This is a genomic window from Nocardioides oleivorans (genome assembly GCF_004137255.1).
In the GTDB taxonomy this organism is placed as follows: Bacteria; Actinomycetota; Actinomycetes; order Propionibacteriales; family Nocardioidaceae; genus Nocardioides; species Nocardioides oleivorans.
In genome coordinates, this window is the sequence record NZ_SDWT01000001.1 from 324,175 (window position 1) to 347,286 (window position 23,112).

General features: G+C 71.4%; 23 protein-coding genes. 11 read left to right on the forward strand and 12 right to left on the reverse strand.

The window, feature by feature from the left end:
* Window positions 1–4: 4 nt before the first annotated feature.
* On the reverse strand, window positions 5–610 hold the full coding sequence (locus tag EUA93_RS01550; RefSeq protein ID WP_129398136.1) for a hypothetical protein: 606 nt from the start codon (window positions 608–610) through the stop codon (window positions 5–7).
* 78 nt (window positions 611–688) lie between these two features.
* On the opposite strand from EUA93_RS01550, the gene deoC reads away from it, so the two are divergent.
* Genes deoC through EUA93_RS01565 form a run of 3 tightly spaced genes read left to right on the forward strand, consistent with a single transcriptional unit; the run spans window position 689 to window position 3,980 of the window.
* The gene (gene deoC / locus EUA93_RS01555; RefSeq protein ID WP_129398138.1) at window positions 689–1,675 is read left to right on the forward strand and encodes a deoxyribose-phosphate aldolase; all 987 of its coding nucleotides are present in this window, start codon (window positions 689–691) and stop codon (window positions 1,673–1,675) included.
* Between the two features lie 5 nt (window positions 1,676–1,680).
* Window positions 1,681–3,120 carry an aldehyde dehydrogenase family protein gene (locus EUA93_RS01560; RefSeq protein WP_129398140.1) on the forward strand — a complete coding sequence of 480 codons (1,440 nt, stop codon included), beginning with the start codon at window positions 1,681–1,683 and terminating at the stop codon, window positions 3,118–3,120.
* Window positions 3,120–3,980 (forward strand): aldehyde dehydrogenase family protein, encoded by an 861-nt coding sequence (locus EUA93_RS01565; RefSeq protein WP_129398142.1) that lies wholly within the window; start codon window positions 3,120–3,122, stop codon window positions 3,978–3,980. Before EUA93_RS01560 ends, EUA93_RS01565 begins: the two co-directional genes overlap by 1 nt.
* Before the next feature lie 83 nt (window positions 3,981–4,063).
* On the opposite strand, the gene EUA93_RS01570 is transcribed toward EUA93_RS01565, so the two are convergent.
* Window positions 4,064–5,737 (reverse strand): substrate-binding domain-containing protein, encoded by a 1,674-nt coding sequence (locus EUA93_RS01570; RefSeq protein WP_129398144.1) that lies wholly within the window; start codon window positions 5,735–5,737, stop codon window positions 4,064–4,066.
* Between the two features lie 99 nt (window positions 5,738–5,836).
* Here EUA93_RS01570 and EUA93_RS01575 point away from each other — a divergent pair, with 99 nt between their 5' ends.
* Entirely contained in the window at window positions 5,837–6,427 is a 591-nt protein-coding gene (locus EUA93_RS01575) for an ATP-binding protein (protein ID WP_129398145.1), read from the forward strand.
* Between the two features lie 3 nt (window positions 6,428–6,430).
* Here EUA93_RS01575 and EUA93_RS01580 read toward each other — a convergent pair whose 3' ends face one another.
* Window positions 6,431–7,510 (reverse strand): adenosine deaminase, encoded by a 1,080-nt coding sequence (locus EUA93_RS01580; protein ID WP_242497196.1) that lies wholly within the window; start codon window positions 7,508–7,510, stop codon window positions 6,431–6,433.
* A gap of 36 nt (window positions 7,511–7,546) precedes the next feature.
* Here EUA93_RS01580 and EUA93_RS01585 point away from each other — a divergent pair, with 36 nt between their 5' ends.
* Entirely contained in the window at window positions 7,547–7,999 is a 453-nt protein-coding gene (locus tag EUA93_RS01585; RefSeq protein WP_129398148.1) for a MaoC family dehydratase, read from the forward strand.
* Between the two features lie 10 nt (window positions 8,000–8,009).
* Here EUA93_RS01585 and EUA93_RS01590 read toward each other — a convergent pair whose 3' ends face one another.
* Window positions 8,010–9,605: a VWA domain-containing protein gene (locus tag EUA93_RS01590; RefSeq protein ID WP_129398150.1), complete on the reverse strand. Its 1,596-nt coding sequence runs from the start codon at window positions 9,603–9,605 to the stop codon at window positions 8,010–8,012.
* 68 nt (window positions 9,606–9,673) lie between these two features.
* Window positions 9,674–10,744 carry an NAD(P)-dependent alcohol dehydrogenase gene (locus EUA93_RS01595; protein ID WP_129398152.1) on the reverse strand — a complete coding sequence of 357 codons (1,071 nt, stop codon included), beginning with the start codon at window positions 10,742–10,744 and terminating at the stop codon, window positions 9,674–9,676.
* Between the two features lie 54 nt (window positions 10,745–10,798).
* Between EUA93_RS01595 and EUA93_RS01600 the strand changes: the two genes are divergently transcribed.
* Window positions 10,799–11,365 (forward strand): TetR/AcrR family transcriptional regulator, encoded by a 567-nt coding sequence (locus tag EUA93_RS01600; protein ID WP_129398154.1) that lies wholly within the window; start codon window positions 10,799–10,801, stop codon window positions 11,363–11,365.
* A gap of 39 nt (window positions 11,366–11,404) precedes the next feature.
* Here the strand turns inward: EUA93_RS01600 and EUA93_RS01605 are convergent, their stop codons facing one another.
* Together EUA93_RS01605 and EUA93_RS01610 are read right to left on the reverse strand one after the other, a co-directional pair.
* The gene (locus EUA93_RS01605; RefSeq protein WP_129398156.1) at window positions 11,405–12,688 is read right to left on the reverse strand and encodes a thymidine phosphorylase; all 1,284 of its coding nucleotides are present in this window, start codon (window positions 12,686–12,688) and stop codon (window positions 11,405–11,407) included.
* Window positions 12,688–13,116 carry a cytidine deaminase gene (locus EUA93_RS01610; RefSeq protein ID WP_129398158.1) on the reverse strand — a complete coding sequence of 143 codons (429 nt, stop codon included), beginning with the start codon at window positions 13,114–13,116 and terminating at the stop codon, window positions 12,688–12,690. Before EUA93_RS01610 ends, EUA93_RS01605 begins: the two co-directional genes overlap by 1 nt.
* 184 nt (window positions 13,117–13,300) lie before the next feature.
* On the opposite strand from EUA93_RS01610, the gene EUA93_RS01615 reads away from it, so the two are divergent.
* The 5 genes from EUA93_RS01615 to EUA93_RS01630 all read left to right on the forward strand — a co-directional run bounded on the left by EUA93_RS01615 (window position 13,301) and on the right by EUA93_RS01630 (window position 19,163).
* The gene (locus tag EUA93_RS01615) at window positions 13,301–14,422 is read left to right on the forward strand and encodes a BMP family lipoprotein (RefSeq protein WP_242497197.1); all 1,122 of its coding nucleotides are present in this window, start codon (window positions 13,301–13,303) and stop codon (window positions 14,420–14,422) included.
* A 148-nt stretch (window positions 14,423–14,570) separates the two neighbouring features.
* Window positions 14,571–16,094, forward strand: coding sequence for an ABC transporter ATP-binding protein (locus tag EUA93_RS01620; RefSeq protein WP_129398162.1), 1,524 nt, complete (start codon window positions 14,571–14,573; stop codon window positions 16,092–16,094).
* Window positions 16,091–17,350: an ABC transporter permease gene (locus EUA93_RS21735; protein ID WP_242497198.1), complete on the forward strand. Its 1,260-nt coding sequence runs from the start codon at window positions 16,091–16,093 to the stop codon at window positions 17,348–17,350. The genes EUA93_RS01620 and EUA93_RS21735 overlap by 4 nt, the downstream gene beginning before the upstream one ends.
* Window positions 17,347–18,651: an ABC transporter permease gene (locus EUA93_RS21740; protein ID WP_242497199.1), complete on the forward strand. Its 1,305-nt coding sequence runs from the start codon at window positions 17,347–17,349 to the stop codon at window positions 18,649–18,651. Before EUA93_RS21735 ends, EUA93_RS21740 begins: the two co-directional genes overlap by 4 nt.
* 20 nt (window positions 18,652–18,671) lie before the next feature.
* Entirely contained in the window at window positions 18,672–19,163 is a 492-nt protein-coding gene (locus EUA93_RS01630) for a nucleoside deaminase (RefSeq protein WP_129398166.1), read from the forward strand.
* Window positions 19,164–19,191: 28 nt separating this feature from the next.
* Here EUA93_RS01630 and EUA93_RS01635 read toward each other — a convergent pair whose 3' ends face one another.
* Genes EUA93_RS01635 through EUA93_RS01655 form a run of 5 tightly spaced genes read right to left on the reverse strand, consistent with a single transcriptional unit; the run spans window position 19,192 to window position 23,110 of the window.
* Entirely contained in the window at window positions 19,192–20,376 is a 1,185-nt protein-coding gene (locus EUA93_RS01635; RefSeq protein WP_129398168.1) for an amidohydrolase, read from the reverse strand.
* A gap of 35 nt (window positions 20,377–20,411) precedes the next feature.
* Complete coding sequence (locus tag EUA93_RS01640; RefSeq protein ID WP_129398170.1) at window positions 20,412–21,377, reverse strand: hypothetical protein; 966 nt, start codon at window positions 21,375–21,377, stop codon at window positions 20,412–20,414.
* 41 nt (window positions 21,378–21,418) lie between these two features.
* Window positions 21,419–21,922 carry a hypothetical protein gene (locus EUA93_RS01645; RefSeq protein ID WP_129398172.1) on the reverse strand — a complete coding sequence of 168 codons (504 nt, stop codon included), beginning with the start codon at window positions 21,920–21,922 and terminating at the stop codon, window positions 21,419–21,421.
* 10 nt (window positions 21,923–21,932) lie between these two features.
* Window positions 21,933–22,766 carry a hypothetical protein gene (locus tag EUA93_RS01650; protein ID WP_129398173.1) on the reverse strand — a complete coding sequence of 278 codons (834 nt, stop codon included), beginning with the start codon at window positions 22,764–22,766 and terminating at the stop codon, window positions 21,933–21,935.
* Entirely contained in the window at window positions 22,763–23,110 is a 348-nt protein-coding gene (locus EUA93_RS01655; RefSeq protein WP_129398175.1) for a hypothetical protein, read from the reverse strand. The genes EUA93_RS01650 and EUA93_RS01655 overlap by 4 nt, the downstream gene beginning before the upstream one ends.
* Window positions 23,111–23,112: the final 2 nt, after the last annotated feature.

Consider the following 23,112-nt stretch of genomic DNA (forward strand, 5'->3'; position numbering starts at 1 on the left):
GCCGTCACACGAAGAAGCTGACCAGCAGCACGAGCACCGAGGCCACGACCAGGGAGACGGTCAGCATCGCCGGCTCCCGGCGTACGGCGTCGGGCAGCGCCAGCTGCTCCTTCGAGCCGGCCTTCACGCCCGCGCTGGTGCGGGCGGCGTCGACGAGCTCGTAGACCCTGTTCTCCACGAAGTCGGGGTAGGGCATGTCCTCGCGCGTCCGGTCGCTGCCCGGGCCGCGCCGGGCGAGCAGGGCCTTGCGCCAGGTGCGTCCGACGACCGTCGAGACCAGCCGACGGTCGCCGGCGCGCACGACCAGCACCTGGCGCACGGCCATCTCCTCGACCGCAGCGAGGCGGACGTGGACGGTCTCGAGCATGTTCTGCATCACGAGGTGCTCGCGGGTCACCCACAGCGCCGGGCGCAGCATCGCCGCCCATGCCAGCACCCCGGCGAGCAGGGCGGCGGCCGCGACCCAGGCGGGGAAGCCGTCGTCGAGGTAGACCACCCCGGCGACCGCGACGAGGGCCGCCACGACGACGCTCAGCCAGCCGGTGATGCGCCCGCTGGTCGCGTGGAAGCGCTCGACGACCTCGTTGTCGCCGTCCTGCAGGGGTGCCATGTCAACCTCGTCGATTTGAGCAGGGTTTGGGCCTCCGCGGGTTGGCCGGGGCCTCGGACGCAACCCTATGCTGGGGCGGTGACTGCCAGCTCAACGGAGAGCTCCGCGTCCGCCCACGGCGTCTTCGACGACGTCGTGCGCTCGGACTCCTCGCTCCGCCGATTCCTCCACGGCCTCCCCGGGGTCGACCAGGTCGGGTGCGAGGCACGCGCCGCCGGCCTCGGCACCCGGTCCATCAAGACCACGTCGAAGGCCTGGGCCATCGACCTGGCCATCCGGATGGTCGACCTGACCACGCTGGAGGGCCAGGACACCCACGGCAAGGTCCGCGCGCTCGCCTCGAAGGCGATGCGGCCCGACCCCGCCGACCCGACCTGCCCGGCCACGGCCGCGGTGTGCGTCTACCCCGACATGGTCTCCGTCGCCAAGCAGCAGCTCGGCCACAGCGGCGTCCACGTGGCGGCGGTCGCCACGGCGTTCCCCAGCGGTCGCGCGGCGATGGACATCAAGCTCGCCGACACGCGTGACGCCGTCGAGGCCGGTGCCGACGAGATCGACATGGTCATCGACCGTGGCGCGTTCCTGTCCGGTCGCTACCTCGACGTCTTCGAGGAGATCGCCCAGGTCAAGGAGGCGTGCGCCAGGCCCGACGGGACGAGCGCCCACCTGAAGGTCATCTTCGAGACCGGCGAGCTCCAGACCTACGACAACGTCCGCCGGGCCAGCTGGCTCGCGATGATGGCCGGTGGCCACTTCATCAAGACCTCGACCGGCAAGGTGCAGCCGGCGGCGACCCTCCCGGTCACCCTGATCATGCTCGAGGCCGTCCGCGACTTCCGCGAGCAGACCGGCCAGATGGTCGGGGTGAAGCCCGCCGGTGGCATCAAGACCACCAAGGACGCCATCAAGTACCTCGTGATGGTCAACGAGACCTGCGGCGAGGACTGGCTCGACCCCGACTGGTTCCGCTTCGGTGCGTCCACGCTGCTCAACGACCTGCTGATGCAGCGCACCAAGATGACGACCGGTCGCTACTCCGGTCCCGACTACTTCACGCTGGACTGAGGCCGATGACTTCTCCGTTCGAGTACGCCCCCGCTCCCGAGTCGCGCGCCGTCGTCGACATCAAGCCGTCCTACGGCCTGTTCGTCAACGGCGAGTTCGTCGACGGCAGCGGCACGTCGTTCAAGACCGTCAACCCGGCCACCGAGGAGGTGCTCGCCGAGGTCGCCGAGGCCAGCGACGCCGACGTCGACGAGGCCGTCAAGGCCGCCCGCCGCGCCTACACCCGCGTCTGGTCGCGGATGTCGGGCGCCGAGCGCGCGAAGTACCTCTACCGCATCGCCCGGATCATCCAGGAGCGCGGCCGCGAGCTCGCCGTCCTGGAGTCGATCGACAACGGCAAGCCGATCAAGGAGTCGCGCGACGTCGACGTCCCGATCGTCGCGGCGCACTTCTTCTACTACGCCGGCTGGGCCGACAAGCTGAAGTACGCCGGCTACGGCGACACGCCGCTGGGCGTCGCCGGCCAGGTCATCCCGTGGAACTTCCCGCTGCTGATGCTGGCGTGGAAGATCGCCCCGGCCCTGGCGTGCGGCAACACCGTCGTTCTGAAGCCGGCCGAGACCACGCCGCTCACCGCGCTGCTCTTCGCCGAGATCTGCCAGCAGGCCGACCTCCCGCCGGGGGTCGTCAACATCGTCACCGGCGCCGGCGCCACCGGCCGCGCGATCGTCTCGCACCCCGACGTCGACAAGGTCGCCTTCACCGGGTCCACGGAGGTCGGCAAGGCCATCGCCCGCGCCGTCGCCGGCACCGACAAGAAGGTCACCCTCGAGCTCGGCGGCAAGGCCGCCAACATCGTCTTCGACGACGCCCCGCTCGACCAGGCCGTCGAGGGCATCGTCAACGGCATCTTCTTCAACCAGGGCCACGTCTGCTGCGCGGGCTCGCGCCTGCTGGTGCAGGAGTCCGTCGCCGACGAGGTGATGAGCCGGCTCAAGCGCCGCATGGCCACGCTGCGCGTGGGCGACCCGCTCGACAAGAACACCGACGTCGGCGCGATCAACTCCGCCGAGCAGCTCGCCAAGATCCGCGAGCTCTCCGAGATCGGCGAGGCCGAGGGCGCGGAGCGCTGGTCCGCCCCGTGCGAGCTGCCGTCCAACGGCTACTGGTTCGCCCCGACCGTCTTCACCGGCGTCACCCAGGCCCACCGCATCGCGCGCGAGGAGATCTTCGGCCCGGTCCTGTCCGTGCTGACCTTCCGGACCCCGTCGGAGGCGGTCGAGAAGGCCAACAACACCCCGTTCGGCCTCTCGGCCGGCGTGTGGACCGACAAGGGCTCGCGGATCCTCTCGATGGCCAACCGGCTGCGGGCCGGCGTCATCTGGGCCAACACGTTCAACAAGTTCGACCCCACCTCGCCGTTCGGCGGCTACAAGGAGTCCGGCTACGGCCGCGAGGGCGGTCGCCACGGGCTCGAGGCCTACCTGAAGGGGGCTGACAACTGATGTCGCGCATCGATGTCCGCAAGACCTACAAGCTCTACATCGGCGGGCAGTTCCCCCGCTCGGAGTCGGGCCGCTCCTACGTCGTCAACGACGCCAAGGGCACGCTCCTCGCCAACGCCTCGCTCGCCTCCCGCAAGGACGCCCGCGACGCCGTCGTGGCAGCCCGCGCCGCCTTCGGCGGCTGGTCCGGGCGGACGGCGTACAACCGCGCGCAGGTCGTCTACCGCGTCGCCGAGGTGCTCGAGGGGCGTCGCGAGCAGTTCGAGGCCGAGATGCGCGCCTCGGAGGGCATCTCGGCGGCCAGGGCCCGCACCTACGTCGACGCCGCCATCGACCGGTTGGTCTGGTACGCCGGCTGGGCCGACAAGATCACCCAGGTCGTCGGCAACGCGAACCCGGTCGCCGGGCCGTACTTCAACCTCTCGACCCCCGAGCCGAGCGGCGTGATCGCCGTCGTCGCGCCGGCCGGTCCCCTCCTGGGCCTGGTCAGCGTCGTCGCGCCCGCGATCGTCACCGGCAACACCGTCGTCGTGATCGCCAGCGAGCAGCACCCGCTGACCTCGATCACCCTCGGTGAGGTGATGGCCACCAGCGACCTGCCCGGCGGCGTGGTCAACGTGCTCACCGGCACCCAGGCCGAGATCGCGCCCTGGCTGGCCTCGCACATGGACGTGAACGGGATCGACCTCACCGGCATCACCGACGAGGCCCTCGCGACCGAGCTCGAGGCGGCAGCGGCCGACAACCTCAAGCGCGTCCGCCGTCCCGCGCCCGACACCGACTGGCTCGCCGAGCCCGGCCTCGACCGGATGACGCAGTTCCTCGAGACCAAGACCGTCTGGCACCCGATCGGCGTCTGAGCCGTCAGCGCTGCGAGGCGTCGTGGATGGACTTCCACCCGTGCGGGTGGAAGTCCATCGCCTGGTGCCGTACGACGTCCCGGTCAGCGGTTGAGCAGGGCCTGGGACAGCACGCCGAGGATCTCGTTGGGGTTGTCCACCAGGTAGTTCTGGCCACCCGTCGCGGCGGCGATCTGGTCGAGCTCGCCGGTGTCGGCGTCCTGCGAGATGCCGACGATGATCACCTTGACCGGCTTCGCAGGGTCGCGGATCGACTTGAGCTGGTTGACCAGCGAGTCGAGCGAGAGCGAGCTGGAGTCGTCGCTGGCACCGTCGGTGAAGATCACCACGGAGTTGAACCACGCCGGGTCCCAGTGCTCCTGGGCGTACTTGTAGGCCGCCAGCGTGGTGTCCATGACGCCGGTGCCGCCCTTGACCCGGCCGACGAGCGCGTCGGCCTCGGCGCGCACCACGTCGCCGTGGGTCTGGCCGTCGGCCGCGGGGGCGTCGAGGCGGTCGAGGGTGGCGTACTCCTCCCACGAGGCGCCGTTGTCGCCACGGTTCTTGGAGAAGCCCCAGATGCCGATGCGGGCCTGCTCGGGGAAGGCGTCGAGCGCGAGCTTGGAGGCGTTGACCGCGAGCTGGATGCGGGAGACGTCACCGATGACGGTCTTCATCGAGCCGGACAGGTCGACGACCGCGAGGATGCTCGACGGGACGGCCAGCACGCGCCACTGGCGCAGCGTGTCGTCGGTGGTCTTCTGGTTGACCGTGCTGAGCACGGCGGCGTCGCCGAGGCCGATCTCGTTGGGCAGCGGGGCGCCGTCGGGGCCGCGCAGCTCGGCGGCCGCGATGGCGTCGATGCCGGCGCCGGAGGTGAACCAGCGCCCGATCGCGCGGGCGACGCGGGCGGACAGGTCCCCACCCTGGGCGAGGATGTCCTTGCTGCCGCGGTTCACGTCGATGAGCGGGTACTGCAGCATCGGTACGCCGGTCTGCGGGGCCACGAGCGAGAGCTGGTCGTTGCTGCGGCGGGCGGCGAGGTAGGCCTGCTCGGTCGCGGGCACCAGCTGGGTGCTCGACGCGGTGATGGTGGAGAGGTCGGTCTCGCCGGTGGCACCCTCCACGGCACGCTCGCCGTAGGTCTGCGCGACCGGGACCGTCTTCTCGCTGATCGACTCGGGCGTCTCGCCGGTCTTCTTCATCTCGGCGAAGGGCGCGAGGAGTGCGAGGGCGGAGGCGCCCTCGCCGTTCGGGTCGGCCATGGCCAGGTTGCCGCCGTCGAGGGCGACGGCCCACGACGCGGGCGCGCTGGCGGCCGGGCCGCCGATCAGCCCGACGGGAGTCTGGGCGAGGACGGGGGCGACCTCCGTGCCGGTCCAGCCGGCCTGGGTCAGCTGGCCCTTCCAGGTCGGGCTGTCGGGGATCCAGATCTCGGGGAGCTTCGCGTTCGGGTCGGCCAGGAGCGCGACGACGTCCTTGACGGTCCCGGCGGTGACCACGACGTCGATGCACGGCTCGTCGGCGTTGACGTCCTCGACGGCGGCCTTGACCAGGTCCTCCATGACGGGGGCGGTCGTCAGGGTCACCTGCTCCGACACGCAGTCGGACGCGCCGGCCTCGGCGTCGTTCCCACCGAGGGCGAACACGGCGATCCCACCGCCGACGAGCAGGAGGGCCAGTCCGACGAGCAGCGGGGCCTTGCCCGAGAGGCCGCCGCGCGAGGTGGGCTCGGGGTTGTCTACGCTTGCGGGGGTGGTCGAGTCGTCGAGACTCATGGGGTTCCTCCTGTTAAGGGCGTCACATTCGACGTCGGGGGCGAGAGTAGTTCCGCTTGACCGGAAATTTGCGAGAACTGAAGGATTCGAGGCGGAACAGTGACCCGGGCACAGGTGATCATCCTGTCCGGACCCAGCGGGGCCGGAAAATCTCGCCTCGCGGAGCGGTTGGGCCTCCCGATCTTGCGCCTGGACGACTTCTACAAGGACGGCGACGATCCGTCACTCCCCCGCATCACCCACGGGGCGAACTCCGGGATCGTCGACTGGGACCATCCCGACTCCTGGCACCGCGAGGACGCGATGGCCGCGCTCCGCGAGCTGTGCGCCACCGGCCGCAGCGACGTCCCGGTCTACGAGATCGCCCGGAACGGCCGGTGCGGGTCGCGCACGGTCGACCTGGCGGGCAGCCCACGCTTCGTCGCCGAGGGGATCTTCGCCCCCGAGGTGGTGGCGGCCTGCCGCGACGAGGGCCTGCTCGCGGCGGCGTACTGCATCACCCAGCACCCGCTCGTGACGTTCTGGCGGCGCCTGACCCGTGACCTGCGCGAGCACCGCAAGCCACCGCTGGTGCTCGTCCGCCGGGGGTTCGCCCTGATGCGTGACCAGCAGCGCGTGGTGGCAACCGCGACCCGGCAGGGCTGCCGGAGGGCGACCGGCGACCAGGCCTACGCCGAGCTCACCGCCTGACGGTCACTGCTGGCCGATCAGCGCCTCGTAGCCCGGCTTGACGACCTCGTCGATGATGGCGAGGCGCTCGTCGAAGGGCAGGAACGCCGACTTCATCGCGTTGATGGTGAACCAGCGCAGGTCCTCGAGGGTGTGGTCGAAGGCCTCGACCAGCCCGAACATCTCCTGCGTCATCGAGGTCCCGCTCATCAGCCGGTTGTCGGTGTTGACCGTCACCCGGAACCGGAGCTTCGTCAGCAGACCGATCGGGTGCTCGGCGAAGGACTCCGCGGCGCCGGTCTGGATGTTGGAGCTCGGGCACATCTCGAGCGGGATCCGCTGGTCGCGGACGTAGGCCGCCAGCCGGCCGAGCTCGACGGAGCCGTCGTCATGGACGGTGATGTCGTCGATGATGCGGACGCCGTGGCCGAGCCGGTCGGCGCTGCACCACTGGATCGCCTCCCAGATGGAGGGCAGGCCGAAGGCCTCACCGGCGTGGATCGTGAAGTGGGCGTTCTCGCGCTGGAGGTACTCGAAGGCGTCGAGGTGGCGGGTGGGCGGGAAGCCGGCCTCCGCGCCGGCGATGTCGAAGCCGGCCACGCCCCGGTCGCGCCACGCGACGGCGAGCTCGGCGATCTCCATCGAGCGGGCCTGGTGCCGCATCGCGGTCAGCAGCTGGCGTACGACGATCCTGCCGCCGCTGGCTGCCATGCCCGCGTCGAAGCCCTCCTGCACCGCGGCGACGACCTCGTCGAGCGTCATCCCGCCCTCGACGTGCTGCTCGGGGGCGTAGCGGACCTCGGCGTAGACGACACCGTCGGCGGCGAGGTCCTCGACGCACTCGCGCGCGACGCGCGCGATGGCCGGACCGTTCTGCATGACCGCCACCGTGTGGTCGAACGTCTCGAGGTAGCGCACGAGCGAGCCGGAGTCGGCCGACTCGGTGAACCACCGGCCCAGCGACTCGGCGTCCGGCGCGGGGAGCTCGTGGCCGATCTCGGCCGCCAGCTCGACGATCGTCTGCGGGCGCAGGCCGCCGTCGAGGTGGTCGTGCAGCAGCACCTTCGGTGCGGCGTGGACCTGGTCGCGCGTCGGGGTGCTCACCGTCCCATCCAAGCAGCCTTGGCTATCTTCGTCCGCATGCGCACCTTCACCTCGCTCGACGACGTCGCCGCGGCCGCCGGCACCGAGATCGGCACCAGCGACTGGCTCCAGATCGACCAGGCCCGGATCGACGCCTTCGCCGACGCGACCCTCGACCACCAGTGGATCCACGTGGACGTCGAGGCGGCCGCAGCCGGTCCGTTCGGCTCCACGATCGCGCACGGCTTCCTCACGCTGAGCCTGCTCCCGCGCTTCGCCTCGCAGGTCTTCAGCTTCGAGACGCCGGGCGCCCGGCTCAACTACGGCCTCGACAAGGTGCGCTTCCCCTCCCCCGTCCCCGTCGGCAGCAGGGTGCGCTCCCACGTGCGCTTCGGCGAGGTCCGGGACCTGCCCGCCGGCAAGCAGCTCGTCATCGAGCACACGGTCGAGATCGAGGGCCACGACAAGCCCGCGTGCGTCGCCGCGCACGTGGTGCTCCTCCTCTCCTGAGCGACACCGGTCAGCGGGAGAGCACGGCCTGGGCGAACACCCCCAGCACGTCCTCGGGCTGCGCGGCGAGGTAGGCCTCACCACCGGTGACGTGGGCGATCTGCTGCAGGGCGTCGAGGTCGGCGTCGCCGCTGATCGCTATGCCGACCACCCGCACCGGGCGGTCGGGGTCGCGCAGGTCGCGCAGCCGGTCGAGCAGCTCGGCCAGCTCGACCGACCCGGGGTCCTGGTTGCGACCATCGGTCATCAGGACCACGGCGTTGGAGTACTCCGGCCGGTAGCTGCGCACCGCCGCCCGGTAGGCCGCCAGCGCGGTGTCGTACAGCCCCGTCCCGCCCCCGATGAGGGCGGGCAGCTGCTCGGCACGCTGGCGGAGGGCGAAGCGCTGGGTCCGGCCGCGGCGCAGGTCGTCGAGGCGGCGCATCGGCTCGAGCTGGCGCCAGTCCTGGCCCGGCCCGCCCTTGTCGATGGAGAAGATCCAGAGCCCGACCCGCGCGTGGTCGGGGAGGAACGACAGCCCGATGCCGGCCGCGTCGGCGAGCAGGTCCATCCGGGTGCCACCGCTCGCCTCGGCGTCCATCGAGCCGGACGCGTCGACGACCGCGAGGATCGCCGACGGCACCGCGAGCGTGCGCCACGACTGGACGGCCGAGGAGATGGTGGCCGCCGACGGCGTGCGCAGCATCCCCGCGCCCGGGTCGGCGCCGGTGCGCAGGCCCTCGTCGGCGAGCATCGCCCGGCCCTCCGGACCGCCGAGGTGCTCGACGAGGGCGGTGGCGACCGCGCGCGAGCCCTCCGCCGCATCGCGACCCAGCACCAGCGGGAAGTCGAGGACGGGCGTCCCGGACCCGGGGGTCAGGTCACGCAGGTCCGGCCTCTGCGCGCGTACGCCGTCGAGCTCGTGCTCGGTGGTGACCACGAGCCGGGGCGAGCGGCGGGCGAACACGGACGGGCTGACGTTGGTGTCGGCGCCGCGTGCCCTCCGGGCGCCCACCTTCTGGGCGAACGGCACGACCAGCTCGCGGGCGGCCGCGCGGGTGCGTCCCACCGACCCGGCCTCCACCTGCGGTGCGACGAGGGCGAGGGCGCCGGCGGCGGACGACTCGGGGTCGGGCACCGACACCCGTCCCGACGCCTCCGCCTCGCCCCAGGAGGCGAACCGCTGGGCAGCGGAGCCGCCGACCAGGAGCACGGGCGTGTGGGCCAGGGTCTGCGTGATCGTCCGCGGTCGCGCGGCCGGACCGAGGTAGGCCCGGGTGGTGAGGAACCGCGACTCCGGGATCCACACGTCGGGCAGCGCACCGCCCATCGAGACTCCTTGCGCCACCTCCATCCCGCTCCGCGAGGTGGGCACCACGCGGGTGCAGGCCGGCGCGACCGAGTCCAGGGCCTCGACGACCACGGAGTAGAGCTCCGGCGCGACGGTGACGTCGACCGAGCGATAGGCCCCGCACGTCTCGGTGTCGGCGGCCGCGGAGGTCCCCCGCGCCAGGACCAGGTAGGCGCCGCCCCCGCCGACGGTCAGGCCGAGCACGAGCAGCAGCACGACCAGCACGGGCGTCGGGAGTGGTGAGCCGCCTGGGGCGCGCTCGTCCGGGATGTCCATGGCTCCCCCAAGCTCTAGACAGTTTCTTGACGAAACGACGTTACGAGCGCACGGGCTCCCGCTGGCGACTACTGGCCGGTCATCGTCAGAGTTGGTGAGAGGTCTCCGAGGTCCAGGCTGAAGCGGTAGCGCACGTCACCGCGCGCCAGCCTCTCGAGGGCGACACCCACCTGGGCGGACGGCAGCACCTCGACGTCGGCGACGATGCCGTGCTCGCCGCAGAAGTCGAGCATCTCCTGCGTCGAGGTCCGGCCCGCACTCCCCGAGACCGCGATGCGGCGCCGGGCGCGGACCAGGTCCATGCCCTCGAAGCCCGACCGACCGAGGTCGCCCACGACCACGAGCGTCCCGTCGAGGGCGAGGGTGCGCAGGTAGGGACCGAGGTCGTGCGTCGCCGGGACGCAGTCGACGACCAGGTCCAGGCCCAGTCCGATCCCGGCCATCGCGGCCTCGTCGGTCGACACCACCACGTGGTGCGCACCCAGCGCGCGTGCGTCGTCGGTCTTGTCGGCCGTCCGGGTGAAGACCGTGACCTCGGCACCCAGCGCGACCGCGAGCTTCACGGCCAGGTGGCCGAGGCCGCCGAGTCCGACGACCCCGACGCGCACGCCCGGACCCGCGCCCCAGACCCGCAGCGGCTCCCACACGGTGACGCCGGCGCACATCAGCGGCGCGACGGCGGCGGGGTCGAGCCCGGCGGGGCGGTGGTAGGCGAAGTCCTCGCGCACGACGTACGACGACGACCAACCGCCCAGCGTCGGCGTCCCGTCGACCCGGTCGGTGCCGCCGTAGGTCAGCGTCGGGAACTCCTCGCACATGTTCTCCTGCCCGGCGACGCACATGCCGCACACGCCGCAGGAGTCCACGATGTTGCCGACGGCGACGGGGTCGCCGACGGAGAAGCGCGTGACGTCGGCCCCGATCCCGACGACCTCCCCGACGAGCTCGTGGCCGGGCACCAGGGGCGTGTCACCCCGGTCGGCCGGCGACCCGCCGAGCGCGTGGAGGTCGGTGTGGCAGACCCCGCAGTGGCTGATCCGGACGACGACGTCGTCGGGCCTGGGATCGCGGCGGGTGAGCTCGAACAGCTCCACCTCGCCCGGGGTGCTGGTCGCGCGGTAGCCGGTGGCACGGGACATGCGAGCTCCTTCTTCTAACCAACTGGTTGGTTTCCTGTCGCCTACGCTAGCCCCATGGGCAAGGCCGACGACACCCGACGGCGGATCATCGCCGCCGCGACCGCGGAGTTCGTGGCCCACGGACTGGCCGGCGCGCGGGTGGACCGCATCGCGTCGCAGGCGCGGATCAACAAGGCGCAGCTCTACCACTACGTCGGCAACAAGGACGCCCTCTTCGCGGCCGCCGTCGCCGAGCTGGTCGTCGGCACCGTCGGCCGGGTGCCCCTCACCGTCGAGGACCTGCCCGGCTACGCCGCCCGGATGTACGACGCCTACCTGGCCGACGCGTCCCTCGTCCGGCTGCTGACGTGGTCGCGGCTCGAGAGCCGGCCCACCGGCGACCTGTTCAGCGCACCGCACCACGACGGACCGGCGCTCGCGAAGCTGTTCGAGGCGCAGGCGGCCGGGCGGCTCGTCGCCGACGTCGAGGTCGAGGACATGTGGTCGATGCTCATCGCGCTCTGCGCCACCTGGGCGCAGGCCTCGCTCACCCTCACGGCGGACGCGGCCGACCCCGAGACCGTGCACGAGCGTCGCCGTCAGGCGCTCCGCGCCACGGTGACGCGCGCGTTCGTGCGCTGAACCGGGGCCCGGAGCAGGCGGACCGGCCCGGCGCCGTGCTCAGCCGATCCGGTCGAGCACGATCTCGCCGCGCGTGAAGCCGGAGCCGTCGCCGATGTCGTACCCGCCCTCGAGCGAGGCGAGTGCGCGGTCGAAGCGCTCGGGCTCGTCGGTGAGGAGCGTGAAGAGCGGCTCGCCCTCGGTGACCTCGTCGCCGGGCCGGGCGTGCCACACGACCCCGGCTCCGGCCTGGACCGGGTCCTCCTTGCGGGCCCGGCCCGCACCGAGGCGCCACGCGGCCAGGCCGACGGCCATCGCGTCGAGCCGGGTGAGCGTCCCGGTGGCGGGCGCGGCCACGACGTGCGACTCCTTCGCCTGCGGCAGCGCGGCGTCCGGGTCACCGCCCTGGGCGCGGACCATCGCCTTCCAGGCGTCCATCGCAGAGCCGTCGGCGAGCCTGTCGGCCGGGTCGACGTCGTCGCGCCCGGCGCCGGCGAGCATCTCGCGGGCCAGGGCGAGGGTCAGCTCGACCACGTCGGCGGGGCCGCCACCGGCCAGCACGTCGACCGACTCCTGGACCTCGACGGCGTTGCCGGCGGTGAGGCCGAGCGGGGTGGCCATGTCGGTGAGCAGCGCGACCGTGTGGACGCCGGCGTCGGTGCCGAGCGCGACCATGGTCTCCGCGAGCTCGCGGGCGGTGGTCAGGTCCTTCATGAAGGCGCCGCTGCCGACCTTGACGTCGAGCACCAGCGCGCCCGTGCCCTCGGCGATCTTCTTGCTCATGATCGAGCTCGCGATGAGCGGGATCGCCTCGACGGTGCCGGTGACGTCGCGCAGCGCGTAGAGCTTCTTGTCGGCCGGGGCGAGCCCGTCGCCGGCCGCGCAGATCACCGCGCCGACGTCCTCGAGGATCGCGAACATCTCCTCGTTGCTCAGCGCCGCGCGCCATCCCGGGATGGACTCGAGCTTGTCGAGGGTGCCGCCGGTGTGGCCGAGGCCGCGTCCGGAGAGCTGCGGCACGGCGACGCCGCACGCTGCCACGAGGGGCGCCAGCGGCAGGGTGATCTTGTCGCCGACGCCGCCGGTCGAGTGCTTGTCGGCCGTGGGCCGCGAGAGCGTGGAGAAGTCCATCCGCTCCCCCGACGCGATCATCGCGGCGGTCCAGCGGGCGATCTCGGTGCGGTTCATCCCGTTGAGCAGGATCGCCATCGCCAGGGCCGACATCTGCTCGTCGGCCACCTCGCCGCGGGTGTAGGCGTCGATCACCCAGTCGATCTGGCTGTCGCTGAGCTCGTGCTTGTCGCGCTTGGCGAGGATCACCTCGACGGCGTCGTGAGCGGGCACTACTGGTTCCCTCCAGCGTCGGGGGTGGACTGGGTGATGTGGGTCAGGTCGTCGGGGCCGAAGGCGTCGGGCAGCACCTCGGACATCGGCTTCACGCCCGAGACGGTCCAGACCAGCAGGTCGCGGCCGCCGTGCTCGAACAGGAGCTGGCGGCACCGGCCGCACGGCATGATCACCTCTTCGGCCCCGTTGACGCACACGAAGTGGGTCAGCCGGCCGCCGCCGCTCGCGTGCAGCTGGGAGACCAGTCCGCACTCGGCGCACAGCACGACGCCGTACGCCGCGTTCTCGACGTTGCAGCCCACGACCAGGCGGCCGTCGTCGGCCAGCGCGGCGGCGCCGACCGGGTAGTGCGAGTAGGGGGCGTAGGCCCGCCCCATCACCTCGACCGCGGCGCGTTTCAGCTCGTCCCAGTCCGTCTGTTCCACGCCGCAACTATGGACCATCTCGTGATCGGCAGGTCACGGGCATGTTTCGCCGAAAGATCTCCTGCACGTTTTAGGTCTCAAACGCATTTCGGAACGCGCCATCCACGTGACGGGGAGCGTGGGGGCAGGCATCATGACGCCGAACGCTGACCCCACCCCGGGGTGCACGAACTTGGAGGCATTTGTGTTGAAGACGAGGAAGGTCGTCTCGAGCGGCCTCGTGGCGCTGCTTGCGGCCGCGACCCTGGCTGCGTGTGGAGACGCTCCCGAGGAAGACACCACCACCGGCGGCAGCGGCTCCGAGAGCTCCGCCCCCGCCAGCGACGTCAAGCCGTGCATCGTGTCCGACGCGGGTGGCTTCGACGACAAGTCGTTCAACCAGCTCAGCTACGAGGGCGTCGAGCAGGCCGCCGAGGAGCTCGGCGTCGAGATGGTGCCGGTCGAGTCCAACAGCGAGAACGAGTACGCCCCGAACATCGAGAGCCTGGTCGGCCAGGGCTGCACCGTCATCGTCACGGTCGGCTTCGCGCTCGCCGCGGCGACCAAGGAGGCCGCTGCGGCCAACCCCGACATCGAGTTCGTCCTGATCGACGACTCCGCCGACGGCGGCGACGACGGCGCGACCTTCGACGGCAAGGCCGACGAGCCCAACATCAAGCCCCTCCTCTACAACACGGCCCAGGCCGCGTTCCTGGCCGGCTACGCCGCCGCCGACTACAGCAAGTCCGGCGTCGTGGGCACCTACGGCGGCATGCCGTTCCCGACCGTCACGATCTTCATGGACGGCTTCAAGCAGGGTGCGGAGTACTACGCCGAGGAGAAGGGCAAGGACATCAAGGTCGTCGGCTGGGACGGCAAGGACGGCTCCTTCACCGGTGGCTTCGAGGCCAACGAGGCCGCGACCAACGCCGCCAAGCAGCTCATCGACCAGGACGCTGACGTGATCCTGCCCGTCGGTGGCCCGATCTACCAGGGCGCCGTCACCGCCATCGAGGACTCCGGCAAGGACGTCGTCATGCTCGGCGCCGACGCAGACGTGTTCGAGACCGACCCGACCACGCAGGACGTCATCTTCACCTCGGTCCTGAAGAACATGAAGATCTCGACCTACGAGGCGATCATGGCTGCGGGCGACGACTCGTTCACCTTCGACCCCTACATCGGCACCCTCGAGAACGACGGCGTGGGCATCGCGCCGTTCCACAACTTCGAGGACAAGGTCAACCCCGACCTGCAGGGCGAGCTCGACACGATCAAGGACGGCATCATCGACGGCTCGATCAAGGTGAACTCCTACCTGGGCTGATCACCAGCACCACCCAGCACCACCCAGCTCACTGGGGAGGGAGGCCGACGGCACCGTCGGCCTCCCTCTTCTTTGCCAGACCCACGGCGCGATCTTTGGCACACCTGCGCCTCAGCCGTGACCGATCCGACCCCTAGGATGCGATGCCATGAGACTCGTCCTGCGAGGCATCACCAAACGCTTCGGCAGCGTGGTGGCCAACGACTCGATCTCCCTCACCGTCGAGCCCGGAGAGATCCACTGCCTGCTCGGCGAGAACGGCGCCGGCAAGTCGACCCTGATGAACGTCCTCTACGGCCTCTACAAGGCCGACGAGGGCGAGATCGAGCTCGACGGGGTCGTCCAGCAGTTCACCGGCCCGGGCGACGCGATGGCCGCCGGCATCGGCATGGTCCACCAGCACTTCATGCTCGTCCCCGTCTTCTCCGTCGCGGAGAACGTGATGCTCGGCAACGAGTCCACCGGGTTCGCCGGCTCGCTCGACGTCGAGGCCGCCCGCGCCCGCGTCACCGAGATCTCCGACCGCTTCGGCTTCCACGTGAAGCCCGACGCGATCGTCGAGGACCTCCCGGTCGGCGTGCAGCAGCGGGTCGAGATCATCAAGGCCCTCTCGCGTGACGCCGAGCTGCTCGTCTTCGACGAGCCCACCGCGGTGCTCACGCCCCAGGAGACCGACGAGCTGATGGACATCATGCGCCAGCTCCGCGAGGCCGGGAAGGCCATCGTCTTCATCACCCACAAGCTCCGCGAGGTCCGCGAGGTCGCCGACCGGATCACCGTGATCCGCCACGGCAAGGTGGTCGGCGAGGCCGACCCCAAGGCCAGCAACGCCGAGCTCGCCTCGATGATGGTCGGGCGCCCGGTCGAGCTCGTGGTCCACAAGGACGCACCGACGCTCGGCGACGACGCGCTCGTGGTCACCGACCTCCGCGTCGTCGACCCGGCCGGCCACACGCAGGTCGACGGCATCAGCTTCACGATCCGCGCCGGCGAGGTCCTCGCCGTGGCCGGCGTGCAGGGCAACGGGCAGACCGAGCTCACCGAGGCCATCCTCGGCCTCCAGGACGACACGTCGGGCTCGATCACGCTCGACGGCGTCGAGCTGGTCGGGCGCACCACGCGCAAGATCCTCGACGCGGGCGTCGGCTTCATCCCCGAGGACCGCCAGGTCGACGGACTGGTGCCGAACTTCACCATCGCCGAGAACCTCATGCTCAACCGCAGCTTCAGGTCACCATTCGTGAAGAACGGCGCGCTGCGCATCGGCGCCCTCCGCGCCTTCGCCGACCAGAAGCTGAAGGAGTACGACGTCCGCGCGAGGGACATCGACTCCCTGGCCGGCAATCTCTCGGGCGGCAACCAGCAGAAGGTCGTCGTGGCCCGCGAGCTCTCGCGCGACCTGCGCCTGCTCGTCGCGGCGCAGCCGACCCGCGGTGTCGACGTCGGCTCGATCGAGTTCATCCACAAGCAGGTCGTCGCGACCCGCGACCGTGGCATCCCGGTGCTCGTGGTCTCCACCGAGCTCGACGAGGTCGTGGCGCTCGCCGACCGGATCATGGTCCTCTACCGCGGCCGCATCGTCGGCATCGTGCCGGCCGACACACCTCGCCAGACGCTCGGCCTCATGATGACCGGCGAGCGCCCCGACGACCTGAAGGACGTGGTCGCGTGAGCGACGAGCAGAAGCCCGCCGTCGAGCCGCCCCCGGAGCCCGAGCTCCTCGAGGACGAGGTCGTCGTCGAGGACACCAGCGGCGAGACCACCGACCGCTCCCGGTCGATGCTGCGTGAGATCGCCTCGGGCAACGCCCTCGCCGGTGTGCTCGCGGTCGTCCTGGCCATCCTCGTCGGCTCGGTGATGATCGCCGCGACCGACGCGACCGTGCGCGAGACGGCCGGCTACGTCACGGCTCGCCCGTCCGACTTCCTCAACGCCGTGTGGGACGCCGTGTCCGGCGCCTACACCGCCATGTTCCGGGGTGCGGTCTACAACAGCCTGGTCACCGATCCGGCTGCGCAGTGGCGGCCGCTGACCGAGACCCTGAAGTTCGCCGGCCCGCTCATCCTCGGCGGCCTCGGCGTCGGCATCGCCTTCCGCGCCTCGCTGTTCAACATCGGTGGCCGCGGCCAGATGATCATCGGTGGCGGCGCGGCAGCCTGGGTCGGCTTCCGGTTCGACGGACTGCCGATGATCATCCACCTGCCGCTGGCGATCATCGTCGGCATGGCGTTCGGCGCGCTGTGGGGCGGCATCGCAGGACTGCTCAAGGCACGCACCGGCGCCCACGAGGTGATCGTGACGATCATGCTCAACTACGTCGGCTACTACCTCGTCTTCTGGGCGCTGACCAAGGAATGGCTGCTCGCCACCCCCGGCTCGGTCAACCCGAAGTCGCCGCCGATGCAGGACTCCGCGATCCTGCCGAAGATCCTGGGCGAGCGCTTCAACCTCCACCTCGGCTTCGTGCTCGCGATCATCGCCGTGGGGATCGTGTGGTGGCTGCTCACCCGCTCGACGCTGGGCTACCGCATCCGCGCCGTCGGGGAGAACCCGCACGCCGCACGTGCCTCCGGCATCAACGTCGGCTGGACCTACACCGTGGTCATGATGATCGCCGGGTCGCTGCTCGGCCTCGCCGGCGTCAACCAGGTGCTCGGCACGGTGACCAGCGGCGTCTCCACCGACATCGACGCCGGCATCGGCTTCGACGCCATCACCGTGGCGCTGCTCGGCCGCTCCCGACCGTTCGGCATCCTCGCGGCCGGTCTCCTGTTCGGCGCGTTCAAGGCCGGCGGCTTCACCATGCAGGCCTCGGAGAACATCTCCGTCGACCTGGTGCTGGTGGTCCAGTCGCTGATCGTCCTCTTCCTCGCCGCACCGCCACTGGTGCGCGCGATCTTCCGGCTCCCCGCCCAGGAGGCCAAGTGAGCACCGCGATCGAACAGCCCACCCCCGAGAGCGGCGGGCTCGCGCCCGACACCGTCGTCACCCCGACCAAGGGGGCGGGCGCGCGCAAGCTGCCGATCATCCTCGGCGTGCTGGCCCTCGGCCTGGCGATCGTGCTGATCCGTGCGGGCCACTCGGGTGACACCACGTTCCGCCTGGCGACCGACTCCGACTTCGTGAGCCTGCCCGACATCGTCGTACCCTCCGCCGGGACCGCCTGGACGATGGTCGTGGTCTGCCTGGCGCTCACCGCCGAGGCCGTACGCCGCATGCTGGCGCGCTCGAGGCAGCCGATGTGGATCCCGATCGGCTTCGCCCTCGCATGGATGGTCGGCTTCCTCAGCTGGGCTGCTGCCGACAACCGGATCCTCATCGTGAGCCTCCTCGGCGGGGCGATCGCGCTGGCGATCCCGCTGGTCTTCGGCGCCCTGGGCGGAGTGCTCGGCGAGCGTGCCGGCGTGGTCAACATCGCCATCGACGGCCAGCTCCTCCTCGGTGCCTTCGCCGCGGCGATCACCGCCTCGCTGACCGGCTCGCCGTGGGCCGGGCTCGTGGCCGCGGGACTGGCCGGCGCACTGGTCGCGCTCGTGCTTGGCCTCTTCGCGATCACCTACTTCGTCGACCAGGTGATCGTCGGCGTGGTGCTCAACGTGCTCGTCGTCGGACTGACCAACTTCATGTTCCGCCAGGTGCTCACGCCCAACGCCGAGGCGCTCAACTCCCCCGACCGCTTCCCGCGGGTCCCGATCCCGGTGCTGGGCGACATCCCGCTGATCGGCCCGATCTTCTTCCGCCAGACCGCGGTCGTCTACGTGCTCTACATCATCGTCGCGCTCGTCGCCTGGGCGCTCTACCGCACGCGGTGGGGCCTGCGGGTCCGCGCGGTCGGCGAGCACCCGAAGGCGGCCGACACGGTCGGCATCAAGGTCAACCGCACCCGCTACCGCACGATCCTGCTCGCGGGCGCGATCGCCGGCCTCGGTGGCGCCTACTTCAGCCTCGTGTCGGTCGCGGGCTTCAACCGCGAGATGACCGGAGGCGCGGGCTACATCGCGCTGGCTGCGGTCATCTTCGGCAAGTGGGACCCGATCCGCGCCACGCTGGCCGCGCTGCTCTTCGGCTTCGCGTCCAACCTGCAGGGCGTGCTCTCGGTCCTGGGATCCCCGGTCCCGAGCCAGTTCATGCTGATGCTGCCCTACGTCATCACGATCTTCGCGGTGGCCGGCCTGGTCGGGCGCTCGCGGCCACCTGCCGCGGACGGCGTGCCCTACAAGCAGCAGTAGGACAGGCCTACTGTCGGGGGATGACCGATCTCACCGACGTGACACCCGACGACCTCACCCACCTCCTCCGGTGCGTCGAGCTGGCCCACGAGGCGCTGGAGGCGGGCGACGAGCCGTTCGGCTCGGTGCTCGTGGGGCCAGACGGCGACGTCCTGCACGAGGACCGCAACCGCACCTCGAGCGGCGACCAGACCCGCCACCCCGAGCTCGAGCTCGCGCGGTGGGCCGCCGAGCACGTGCCCCCGGGCCTGCGCCCGGGGTGCACCGTCTACACCTCCGGCGAGCACTGCGCGATGTGCTCGGCCGCGCACGCGTGGGTCGGGCTCGGCCGGATCGTCTTCGCCGCGTCCACCGAGCAGCTCACCGCCTGGCGCCAGCTCTGGGGCATGCCGCCCGGCCCCGTCGCTCCCCTGCCGATCAACGTCGTGGCACCCGAGCTCCCCGTGGCCGGCCCGGCGATCGAGCTCGCCGACGAGCTGCGTGAGCTGCACCTGCGGGCCTCGACGCGCTAGGTCCCCGCAGCCGGGTCACCGTCGCCGGTCAGGCGCTGAGCGCGGTGACCGCGGCCTCGGCGAGCACGCGGGAGGCGATGGGCGTGGCGGCCTCGTCGACGCGGAGGTTGCCCTGGTGGAGGTCGTACGTCGGCCCGCCGGGCGTGCGGGTGCCGAGGCGGGCCATGGCACCGGGGATGGAGTCGAGGTACCAGCCGAAGTCCTCGCCGCCGAGGCTCTGCGCCGTCGAGACGTGGCCGTGGGGGCCGAGGACCCGGTCGAGGGCGACGCCGAGGAGCCCGGTGGAGACCGGGTGGTTGACGACCGGCGGCACGCCGCGCTGGTAGTTCACCTCGGCGGTGATGCTGTAGGGCGCGACGATCGTGGCGATCAGCTGGCGGATCAGGTGCTCGGCTTCGCCCCAGGCGACGGCGTCGAGCATCCGCACCGTGCCGGCGACGACACCGCTGTGCGGGATCACGTTGTGGGCCGAACCGGCCTTCACCACGCCCCACACGACGGAGACACCGGCGCGGGGGTCGAGGCGGCGGCTCAGGATGGCGGGCAGCTCGGTGATCACCTTGCCGAGCGCGAAGGTGAGGTCCTCGGTCAGGTGCGGACGCGAGGTGTGGCCGCCCTTGCCGGAGAGCTTGATCGTGAGGGCGTCGGCCGCGCCGGTGAGTGGTCCCTCGCGCAGGCCGATGCGGCCGACGTCGAGGCTCGGGTCGCAGTGGAGGCCGAAGACGTGGGAGACGTCGTCGAGCGCGCCGGTGGAGATGAGGTGCAGGGCCCCACCGGGCATGACCTCCTCGGCCGGCTGGAACAGGAGCCGCACCCGGCCGGGCAGCAGCCCGCGGGCGGCGACCTCGGCGAGCGCGAGGCCCGCACCGACCAGTCCGGCGGTGTGCACGTCGTGGCCGCACGCGTGCGCCACCCCGGTGACGGTGCTCTTCCACGGGTCGGCGGTCAGGTCGTCGACCGGGAGCGCGTCGAGGTCGGCGCGCAGCGCGACGAGGGGGCCGTCGGTGCCGATGTCGGCCAGCACTCCCCCACCCTCGGGGCGGGTGATCCGCCAGCCGGTGCCGTCGAGCGCCGCCTCGACCACGTCGGAGGTGCGGGACTCGGTCCAGCTCAGCTCGGGGTGGGCGTGCAGGTCGCGGCGGAGCGCGACGAGGTCGTCGGCGTGCTTGTCGACGACCTCGGCGATGACGGACGTGGCGGGGAGATCAGGCATGACCTCCCCAGAGTAGTGCGCGACGCCGTCCGGCCTCAGGATGTCCCGACATCCGCGACGAGGCGCAGCGGATCTCCGTCGGTCAACGAGCCGGCGTCCTGCTCGCTCCACGTGAGGGTGCGGACGAGGGAGATCGCAGGCGGGCTCGCCTCGTCACCGGCGAAGACCTGCTGGGTGCGCAGGGCGGACTCGGCGGTGAGGAAGTCGGTGAGCAGGGTCGCGTCGGCCGGCGAGTCGGCGACCGTGCTCGCGTCCTCCATCGCCGTGACGCCGTAGCGACCGCCGGAGCCGTCGCGCAGGTCGCGCGCACCGGTGTAGGCGTCGACCACCCACCAGGTGCTGCCGTCGTCCGCCCAGCCGAGGTCGGAGACCCAGGCCAGCGACCGCGCCGCGACCGTGCAGGTGAGCCGACCGGACACCGACGCCGGCTCGAGGGACGGCTCGCACGCGAGGTCGGTCGGGCCGGCCTCGTCGGCGTACAGCTCACCCGCCCCCGCGGGCGTGCGCTCGCCGGAGCCCACGCCGACCCCGAGGCGTACGCCGTCGAAGTCGACGTCGACCCTGACGTCGTCGAGGTCGTCGCCGGAGCCGACGGGCACGAAGGCCGCCGTCGTGCCGGTCGAGGAGCCGCCGGCGACGGAGTAGGCGTCGCCGAGGGCGTACTCCTCGTCGCCGACGACGACGGAGACGGTCGCGGGGACGTCGTCGGCGATCACGAACCCGGTGACGTCGTCCGGCACGCCTTCGGAAGGGACGAACTCCCAGTCGACGCCGATGACCTGCTGGTCGTCGGCGAGCCCGTCGTCCGAGCCCGGCTCGACGAGGTCGGGGTCGAGCGCCTCGGGGTCGGACACGGTGAGCTCGACCCGGCCGTGGGGCAGCTGGACGTAGGTGTCGGTGCCCGAGATCGCGGCGTCGCCGACGGCCGGGAGGGCCTCCGCCCCGCCGGCTGCGCCCCCGCTGCTGTCGTCACCGCAGGCTGCAGTCGTCAGGAGGACCATGCAGGCGAGGGCGACGGGTGCCCCACGCCGGACCCGCGCCATCAGTCGTGGTTCTTGTAGGTCTCGTGGCGCAGGTCGCGCACGGCCTGGCGCAGCTCGGCGACGACCTTGTTGGCGGCCTCGGTCGCGGCCTGGGCGATGCCGGAGGTCCCGATCCTGTCGGCGGACCCCGGGGCGACCGTCACGGTCCAGAACTGCAGGCCGACGCAGGTCACGCTCACGCTGCCGTCGTTGCTCGACGCCTCGACGGCGAGCTTCTCGTAGGCCTCGCGGTAGGCGATGTCCCGCGGTCGCTCGATGTGGGGCACGTTGGGCTCGAGGACCTGCTTCTTGACGCCCTCGTAGGTCGCGGCACGCGCCGCGAACAGCAGCCGGGCGAGACGGCTCAGCTGCTCGCCCGTCTCCTGGTCGCCACGCCGCTCGGCGAAGCCGGGGTCGATCGTGATCTCGATCTGGTCGGGCCACCGCAGGTGTGCGAACAGCTGGCCGTTGGGCGTCGACACGTCGACGGGGTGGCGCTGGAGCTCTTCGTTCAGGACAGGCATGGTCACATCCTCACTTGAGGCCGGTCAGGCCGCCGGGGCCGGTGCCGAGGTCGACGGTCGGGAACTCGTAGCCACGGCCTCCGCCGTCGAGCCAGCCGGTGATGCCCTCGAGGGCTTCCTGCACCTTGGTCTCCTGCGTGACCAGCTCCTCGTTGAGCCGGTTCAGGCCGGTCTCGATCCCACCCGCGATGTCGTCGGGCGAGTCGCCCGACCAGTCCACGGAGGCCGCGGAGCCCGCGACCGCGAAGCCGCCGGCGACCGCGGAGATCGCGACGGCAGCACCGACGCTGGCACCCGCGGTGACGGGCGCGAGCGCGACCGCGACGACCGCGCCGACCACGGTCAGCGCGAACGCCGCCTGCGAGCCGTTGGTGTCGCCGAGTGCCTGGGCAGCGGACAGGGCCTTGCTGGAGATGTCCTCGAGGTCGTTCTCGACGGCGGTCCAGATGGCCTTCTCGGCGTCGAGCGCACCGCGCAGCACCGAGACGGCGTTGTAGTAGTTCTTCATGACGCCCGGGAAGGGCACCTCGATGTTGTCGCGGAAGGACTCGGCCGCGTTGCCCCGCCACTCGGTCAGCTCGCCACCGACGGAGGCGATGTCGAGCAGGGTGATGTTGGGCTGGACCGGCGTGTTGCCGATCGGGTCGCTCGAGACCTCGCCCGACGACAGCTTCTGCATCGCGGCGAGGGCCTCGGACATGCCGTGGTCGAAGGCGCCGGGGCTGGCGACGGTGAGCCAGGGCTCGAACGCCGCCTCCACCCGCGGGACCGCGTTGCGGGCGCACACGGTGCAGTAGTCGTTCATCGCCGCGGTGATCTCGGAGACTCGGGAGCTGATGCTCATGCGAGCTGACCTCCGTCCCGCACGAAGGCGTCGCGCGTCTCCTGGTCGACGGTCGCCATGTCCTGCGCCGTCTTCATGATGTTGATGCCGATCGCCTCGAGCTGCTCGACCACGGCCGACATCCGGCGGTTGAGCGCCGCCTCCATCGTGTGGAAGGCGTCGGACGGACCGGTCGCCCCCAGCCCCAGCCGGCTGTCGCGCCGCAGCTCGTCGCTCACGGTGATCATCCACGCCTTGTCGCGCGCGAGGTCGACGTCGCTCGCGATCGGCGGCATCACGTCGCGGCCCTTCTTGTAGAGCTCGGCGAGGTTCGCACCGACCTCGTCCCCACGTGGCCCAGTCATCG